The following is a 7,634-nucleotide window of genomic DNA, read 5'->3' on the forward strand; positions in this document are numbered from 1 at the left end:
GAGACGTAACACAGGAGAAAAATAGAATTGGTGGTCTGCTGTGAAAGTAATTTATATTTGGCTGGTCCGGTTGATATCTGCGCTGAACTTTTTTAGGCGAAGCAAGGTTCATTCAGTTATTTACCTGATGAGTTTCGGCAATAATTTGAAGTTTATACTAGCGCTGGCTGATAAATTACCTGACAATCAGCGACTGGTCGTTTTTTACCGGCCAGATGTTGAAGTCGAGGCAACCCAGTTAGCTGCTTATGGCATCAAAGTTATTCCATTTCGGGATAATCTGCATTTTGTGTTTACTGGAATCCCGTTGATCATGACGGCTAGGCTGATCTTTTGCGACAACTACTACGCCTTTTTAGGCGGCCTGCTGCATCCGCGGCACGCCAAGATTGTTCAGCTCTGGCATGCCAATGGTGCAATTAAGCGCTTCGGCTGGGGCGACCCAACCACGAGTCAGCGTTCTAAAGAAGATCAGCGCCGTTTCCAACGGGTCTATGATCAGTTCGATGATTACGTGGTGGCTTCAGATGCCATGGGCAACGTTTTTCAGGATAGCTATCGCGTCCCACGTTCACGGATGCAGTTACTGGGTTATCCGCGGTCTGACCGGTTCTTTTCTGCTAAATGGCAGGTCGGGGCGCGTGCGCGTATTGATCGTTTAGCGCCGGGGTTAGCCAAGCATCGGGTGATCTTATACGCACCAACGTATCGAGACTCGATGACCTTTGAGCTGACGCCAGAACTAAAAGAAGCACTGGTGGCTGATCCAAATGCCGTGGTGGTGGTCAAGCTCCATCCCTTGCTGCAAAAGTACGAACAGCGGCTTAGTCAGTCAACGACGCATCAGGTGCGCTTTTATCCGCAGCTGTCAACAACGGATCTGCTGATGGTGACGGAGACTTTAATTACCGATTATTCGTCGATTGCGTTTGATTACAGCTTGCTGCCACACGCGCATAGTCTGCTGTTTTATATGTCTGATTTAGAAGAGTACCAGCAAAATCCTGGTATTCAACCCCACTTTTTAAAGTGGCTGCCATCAGCACCCTTAAAGACACCGGCAGAACTGCGAACGGCAATTGTCGCTGACCGGCAAACGGATTTTACCAAGTTTAATCGTCATTGGAATACTTACAATGATGGTCATGCGACGCAACGGGTCGTGGAATATTACTGCCGTTATTTGGAAAAATAGGCGGCGTAAAGGAGTGTTAACCTTTGAAAGAGGTCGGAACTTTATTCAAGGAACAATTTAATAGTTTAGGGATTATCTTTAGAATTTCAAAATATCAAGATCGTGCCGATTATCAAAGTCACTATCTGGGGTTAATTTGGGAATATCTATATCCCTTAATTCAAATCTGTATTTACTGGTTAGTGTTCGGTGTTGGCCTGAAACATGGGGCAAGCAGCGGTATTGATTACCTGCCTTGGATGGTGATTGGAATCACGCCATGGTTCTTCATGAACCGGGCAACTTTGGATGCTTCTAAGAGTATCTATCAACAAGTGGGAATGGTTTCTAAGATGAAATTCCCCGTTTCAGCTTTACCGTCGATTAAAATTGTTTCCAATTTAAGTTCATTTTGGACGATGTTAGTGGTTTCTGTGATGGTTGGTTTGATTTACGGGATTCGCCCCAATATTTACTGGCTTGAGTCAGTTTATTATTTCTTCTGTATGATCATGTTCCTGATTGCCTTTGGTATTTTTAACTCGGCAGTGTCAGTGCTTGTGCGGGATTATCACATCTTGCTCCAATCAGTGATGCGGATGTTATTCTACATTTCTGGTGTACTGTTTAACTTTGAGACTGGTGGCTTTCCACCAGCTGTCATTCGGCTCTTGCAATTGAACCCATTCTTCTACGTGGTTTCCGGCTTCCGGGAATCAATGCTGGGTCAAGGCTGGTTCTGGCAACGACCAACGTTAACCATTGAATTTTGGCTGATCGTGCTGTTCTTCTTACTAGTCGGTTCACATTTGCATTACAAGTTCCGTTCACGTTTCGTTGATTTAATTTAGTCAATTAATAAGGAGGAATTACGGTGAAAACGACTGGACTGGTCAACCAAGTCATAAAAGGTCTAAAAATCGTGATTCGCAATGGGCTCATCGTTTTAAACGATGGGTTTCTTTGTATCCCGGTAAAAAAAGATCTGCTGGTGTTTGAGAGTTTTAATGGTAACGATATTAATGACAATCCGGCAGCCATTTACCGGCAGCTGGTTCACGACCGCCCCGAGCTGAAAGCCACGGCTTATTTTGGGGTTAAACCACGGCGGTATCACGAGTTGCACGCGCAGTACCCAGACATCAAGCTAGTCAAACGTTTTTCATTCAAATGGGTGTGGCTGATGGCCCACGCTGGGTTTTGGGTGTTCAATTCACGCTTACCAAACTGGTGGCATAAAAATAAAGGGACAACTTATATTCAGACCTGGCACGGCACACCGCTGAAACATTTAGGCGTTGATATTGAACACGTGGCGATTCCGGGAACCAAAACCGCCGATTACTATCAGCAATTTATCCGGGAAGCGGCTCGTTGGGATTACTTGATTGCACCCAATGACTATTCGAAGCAGATTTTCCGTTCGGCATTTCAATTTCACAATCAGTTTTTAGACATAGGATATCCCAGAAATGACGTTCTCTATCATCAAAATCAGCCGGCCGTGATCCGGCAACTGAAGCAACGACTGGTTGGCGATCCGGATACAACAGTGATTACGTACGCGCCGACTTGGCGAGATGATGATGCCATTAAAACCGGTCAGTATCATTTTGAACTGCCATTTAAGCTGCAACGCTTTTTTGAACAGGTGGATGATCAGACCATCTTGGTTTTAAGACCGCACTATTTAGTGAAGGATCATATTGATATCCGGGAGTTTGAAGACCGAGTCAAGATCATTGCCGATGAGGACATTGCTAATTTGTACCTCATCTCCGATCTCATGATCACCGACTATTCGTCAGTCATGTTTGATTTTGCTAACCTGAACCGGCCAATGCTTTTCTATGCCTATGATCTCGAGCATTACCGCGATCAGTTGCGGGGCTTTTATTTTGACTATCAAGCTGAGATTCCGGGACCGTTAGCCACTACTGAGGATGCCTTTGATGATTATTTGAGCCAGTTTGCAACTCAGGGGGCGTTTGCCGGTTATCGTTCGCAATTAGCTGGTTTTAACCAAAAATATTGCGATTGGGAAGACGGTTCAGCCTCAGAAAAAGTCGTTAAGGTTATCCTAGGGGGAATTCAAAAATGACATTTTTAATTGGTTCGCACGTCAGCATGAAGGGCAAAGAGATGCTGTTAGGGTCAGCTAAAGAAGCTGCTTCCTATGGTGAAAATGTGTTTATGGTTTACACGGGCGCACCGCAAAACACACGCCGTAAACCAATCGATAAACTTAATATTGAGGCTGGTCACGACTTTATGCAGACTCATGGGTTACGCCAGATCGTGGTCCACGCGCCGTACGTGGTCAATCTGGGTAATACCATTAAACCCGAAAACTACCCCTTTGCGGTCCAATTTCTGCGTGAAGAAGTGAACCGGGCTGAAGCGATTGGCGCCACTCAGATCGTGTTGCATCCTGGCGCCCACGTTGGCGCGGGACCCGAAGCGGCCATTGCTCAAATTGCCAAGGGCTTAAATGAAATTATTACCCCGGAGCAAACCGTCAAAATTGCGCTGGAAACCATGGCTGGTAAGGGGACTGAAGTGGGGATTACCTTTGAACAGCTGGCGTCGATTATCGACCAAGTTACCGATAACGATAAACTATCGGTCTGCTTTGATACCTGCCATACCAGCGATGCGGGTTACGCCATTAAAGATGATTTTGATGGTGTGTTAAAGCAGTTCGATGACGTAATCGGTCTTGATCGGCTGCAAGTTATTCATTTGAATGATTCCAAAAACCCGCAAGGCAGCCATAAAGACCGCCATGAATTGCTGGGTAACGGCACGATTGGTTTTGAGGCCTTAAATGCCATTGCTCATCATCCTAGTTTGGTCAACGTGCCTAAAGTGATGGAAACGCCGTGGGTGGCCATTGATAAGAAGCATAAACTGGCGCCTTATGGGTATGAAATTGAAATGCTGAAACGCCAAACGTTTAATCCTAATCTGGAAGCAGACGTTTTAGCGCAAAAACCGTTTGATACGAGTTTGGAATCAGATAATTAATTGTAAAAAATAGCGCCAGTAGAAATCATTTTTCTACTGGCGCTATTTTTAATTCGTCGTAAATAAGTCTTGATATTCAGGGTGTTTTTCAAGAAACTTTTGGGCGTATGAACAATCCGGAATAATCGTTAAGTGATAAATTTGTGCAAAGCGGATAACGCGCAGCATTAACCGTTTAGCAATGCCTTGACCCCGTAGCTGCTCACTGACCTGGGTGTTGGTGACCATGATCCGTTTATTTTGCTGGTCGTGAAAAATGATTTCGGCCAGTGTACTGCCATTTTCACCGTTGATGTAAAAGCGGCCGGGTTCGTATTTAATGGCTAGGGCGTTCAGCTCATCAGCAGGCTGCGGATCAAACTTGGCTTGTAAGTCAACAAAGGCGTTAACCGCCGTCTGCAAAAATGAGAGCGTATCTAAGTTGGTCATCAGATTTTGGTCATTAAACAAATGGTTGACATGTCCCAGATAAACTTCGGGGCGTTGAACGGGGAATACGTTTAACGTGACCAGTACTTGGCGGACTTGCTGGTTAGCACCAAAGCCGCCAGTGGCTTCAGGCGAACTGGAAACGACTAAGGCGATTTGATGTTTCCAATGATTACGTCGCTTGGAACCAACGTCAAAGGCATTCTTAAGGGCACCGGTCATCCCACGATTGTATTCTGGGGTGACGATGATCAACCCATCGACGTCATCTAACTGCTGCCGGAAAGTTTGCCAAGCAGGAACGGTATCGTCTTCATCGAGATCAGCGTTGTACAATGGTAACTGACCAATATCAATAAAAACGGGCGTCAGCTGAACGGGTAATAAATTTGCTAGAACGTTAGCGACCTTTTGAGAATAGGCGGCTTGACGTAAGCTGCCCACAATAATTCCAATCTGAGTCAAATGAACCACTCCTTTGTTTAAACCAGTGAGTGAAAGTCAACTTGAGCCTTGCTAAACAGTATCCCATAATAGTGTGTCTCAGAAATAGGTGGTGCTAAATGTATTGCCAATCGGGTCAGTCTTTGATAGTATCGATTTCGGCCGGTTCCAGGTTTTGATTTTCAAGAATCAAGGTCGCCGTTTCTTCAATTGATTTATTAGAGACATTGATGACTAAACAGCCGATCTTTTTGTAGATCTTATCGGCGTATTTTAATTCGGCCTTGATCTTTTCAGTATCCGAATAGGCACTTTCGGCGGGCAACCCATATGAAAGCATCCGTTGCTGGCGAATTCGTCTTAACACTTTGGGACTATTGGTCAAACCAATGATTTTAGCGGGATCGACCTGCCATAATTCATCTGGTAACTGCGACTTAGGTGATAGTGGTAGATTAGCAACTTTGATACCACGATTGGCTAAAAAGAGGGATAGCGGCGTCTTGGAAGTTCGTGAGACACCCAGAATCACAATGTCTGCTTTCTGCAAACCAGTGGGATCCTTTCCATCATCGTAAGCCACGGCAAATTCCATGGCACCGATGCGGTCAAAGTAAGTATCGGTTAAACTGTGGTTGATGCTTGGAATCGAGGCGGGTTCAACCCCAGTGCGGTTAGTGAGCGCCTTCATAGCGGGCTGAATGCAGTCAAAAGACTGCAGGTGGTTTTCCTCAGCAAAGCTTCTCACCTGTTCGCTTAATGAATGCGTGACTAGCGTATAGTAAACGACCGCATCTTTTTTTGCAGCCATTTTTAAAATGCCGCTGAGGATCGCTTCCGTTTGAATAAAGGGAAAGCGCTGGTACTTCACTTTCAGATCAGGAAATTGCGCGACTGCGGTCTGGGCAACGGTCAGTGCCGTTTCACCAGATGAATCGGAAATAATAAAGATGTCGATATCAGAATTTTCAGCCATCATAAAGCCCCCGTTATTTAATAGTTAGTCTAATTTTAGCACAGGCGGAAACAAAGCGATGATATTTGAATTTTCTGGTTAAAACTTAATTGAAATGATTGACGTGACGCGATTAGGTAGGTATAATTAAAAGGAACTATTGAGGAGGGCAATTTTTTGTTGCTCATTTTCAATCGGTTACTACTAGAGCTCGGAGGGAGGGATTTACATGACAAAGACAGTCGTTCGCAAAAACGAGTCTCTTGACGATGCTCTTCGGCGCTTCAAACGAACCGTTTCCAAAAGCGGTACTTTACAAGAATACCGTAAACGTGAGTTTTATGAAAAGCCAAGCGTTAAAAAGAAATTAAAATCAGAAGCAGCAAGAAAACGTAAGAACAAGAAGCGTTTCTAGTTGCATCGAAGACTCCTGGCTACCAGGAGTCTTTTTTTGTTTTAATGGCATAATCACGGTTCTATCAAGATATACTGAATTGCCTATGCCACTAATAACGAATATAATAAAGATGATAGCGAGTAGCTAGGTTATCAAAGTTCGGCGCGGAACGCACCTTAGTAAATTACCGTAAATTAGCGGTGTTTCTAGAAGCTTGTTGCCCAAGTAACGAGCAGTTCACGAGAATTGGCGCACTTTAGAGGTGAACCAATTAATGAAAATTAGGAGGTTTTTGTACATGTCATTATCAGACACGCTCACAGAAGATTTAAAAACGGCCATGAAGGCTCGCGATAAGGTTGCTTTAAACGTTATTCGGATGATCAAGACATCCCTAACCAACGAACGTATCAAGTTGGGTCATGATCTAAACGATGACGAACAGTTGACGGTCCTTTCCCGTGAACTGAAGCAACGAAAAGAATCCCGCCAAGAATTTGCCGACGCCGGCCGTCAGGATCTTGTTGATGGTTTGGATGCTGAAATTAAATTGGTTGAGAAATACGCACCCAAGCAGTTGAGTGAAGATGAGATTAAAAAAATCGTGACTGATACTGTCAGCGAAGTTGGTGCCAGTTCAATGGCTGACTTTGGTAAGGTGATGGGGGCAGTCATGCCTAAGCTTAAGGGTAAAGCAGATGGCAACATTGTTAACAAGACTGTCAAGTCACTATTAAGCAAGTAAAGATTGACATTAAAGGCACTGTCTAATTGCGTATCAGCAGTTAGACAGTGCCTTTTTGATTACTTGGAAGGTGTTGGGGCTAGTATGCCTGGGCGTGCAGACTAGCCATTAATAGCTGGATACCATTTTTTAAATCTGCTGGGTAAGTTAATTCCGTTGGTGCGTGGCTGATGCCGCCTTCACTAGGCACAAAAAGCATTGTAGTGGGGGTAACTTGGTTCATCACATAACTATGGGTCTTTGTCAAACGGTGTTGATTAACGACTTGATTATATTTAGAGCTTTCTCTTCGGAGGAAGCTCTTTGTTGCTTACGGGATTTGAGTGGTCGAGATCGGAAATATCGGGACTTTGTACCCTTTAAATGGATTTTGGGTACACTAAATAACCCTTTGTTCTAGGGGCATTCGCAATAGGGACTAAGCAGCGATTTGGAAGATTCGGATAAACATGTTTTCTTGGTT

General features: G+C 44.5%; 9 protein-coding genes. 6 read left to right on the plus strand and 3 right to left on the minus strand.

From position 1 onward, the window contains the following. Window positions 1–40 precede the first annotated feature (40 nt). Genes FFM73_RS05285 through FFM73_RS05300 form a run of 4 tightly spaced genes read left to right on the plus strand, consistent with a single transcriptional unit; the run spans window position 41 to window position 4,201 of the window. A complete protein-coding gene (locus tag FFM73_RS05285) occupies window positions 41–1,195 on the plus strand; it encodes a CDP-glycerol glycerophosphotransferase family protein (protein WP_235874459.1) in 1,155 nt (384 codons plus the stop codon). Window positions 1,196–1,218: 23 nt separating this feature from the next. Continuing rightward, complete coding sequence (locus tag FFM73_RS05290) at window positions 1,219–2,025, plus strand: ABC transporter permease (protein ID WP_137630739.1); 807 nt, start codon at window positions 1,219–1,221, stop codon at window positions 2,023–2,025. A 38-nt stretch (window positions 2,026–2,063) separates the two neighbouring features. After that, window positions 2,064–3,275, plus strand: coding sequence for a CDP-glycerol glycerophosphotransferase family protein (locus tag FFM73_RS05295; protein WP_137630747.1), 1,212 nt, complete (start codon window positions 2,064–2,066; stop codon window positions 3,273–3,275). Then, window positions 3,272–4,201 carry a deoxyribonuclease IV gene (locus FFM73_RS05300; protein ID WP_137630740.1) on the plus strand — a complete coding sequence of 310 codons (930 nt, stop codon included), beginning with the start codon at window positions 3,272–3,274 and terminating at the stop codon, window positions 4,199–4,201. The genes FFM73_RS05295 and FFM73_RS05300 overlap by 4 nt, the downstream gene beginning before the upstream one ends. Before the next feature lie 48 nt (window positions 4,202–4,249). On the opposite strand, the gene FFM73_RS05305 is transcribed toward FFM73_RS05300, so the two are convergent. Both FFM73_RS05305 and FFM73_RS05310 read right to left on the minus strand, forming a co-directional pair. Beyond that, a complete protein-coding gene (locus FFM73_RS05305) occupies window positions 4,250–5,095 on the minus strand; it encodes a GNAT family N-acetyltransferase (protein ID WP_137630741.1) in 846 nt (281 codons plus the stop codon). A gap of 115 nt (window positions 5,096–5,210) precedes the next feature. Then, on the minus strand, window positions 5,211–6,050 hold the full coding sequence (locus tag FFM73_RS05310; protein ID WP_137630742.1) for a pyruvate, water dikinase regulatory protein: 840 nt from the start codon (window positions 6,048–6,050) through the stop codon (window positions 5,211–5,213). 208 nt (window positions 6,051–6,258) lie between these two features. Between FFM73_RS05310 and rpsU the strand changes: the two genes are divergently transcribed. Then, window positions 6,259–6,444: a 30S ribosomal protein S21 gene (gene rpsU / locus FFM73_RS05315; RefSeq protein ID WP_054655423.1), complete on the plus strand. Its 186-nt coding sequence runs from the start codon at window positions 6,259–6,261 to the stop codon at window positions 6,442–6,444. 280 nt (window positions 6,445–6,724) lie between these two features. After that, a complete protein-coding gene (locus FFM73_RS05320; protein WP_137630743.1) occupies window positions 6,725–7,171 on the plus strand; it encodes a GatB/YqeY domain-containing protein in 447 nt (148 codons plus the stop codon). 79 nt (window positions 7,172–7,250) lie between these two features. On the opposite strand, the gene FFM73_RS12755 is transcribed toward FFM73_RS05320, so the two are convergent. Then, window positions 7,251–7,397: a hypothetical protein gene (locus FFM73_RS12755; RefSeq protein ID WP_171001213.1), complete on the minus strand. Its 147-nt coding sequence runs from the start codon at window positions 7,395–7,397 to the stop codon at window positions 7,251–7,253. Window positions 7,398–7,634 lie beyond the last annotated feature (237 nt).

This window comes from Secundilactobacillus hailunensis (assembly GCF_005405185.1).
Taxonomy (GTDB): domain Bacteria; phylum Bacillota; class Bacilli; order Lactobacillales; family Lactobacillaceae; genus Secundilactobacillus; species Secundilactobacillus hailunensis.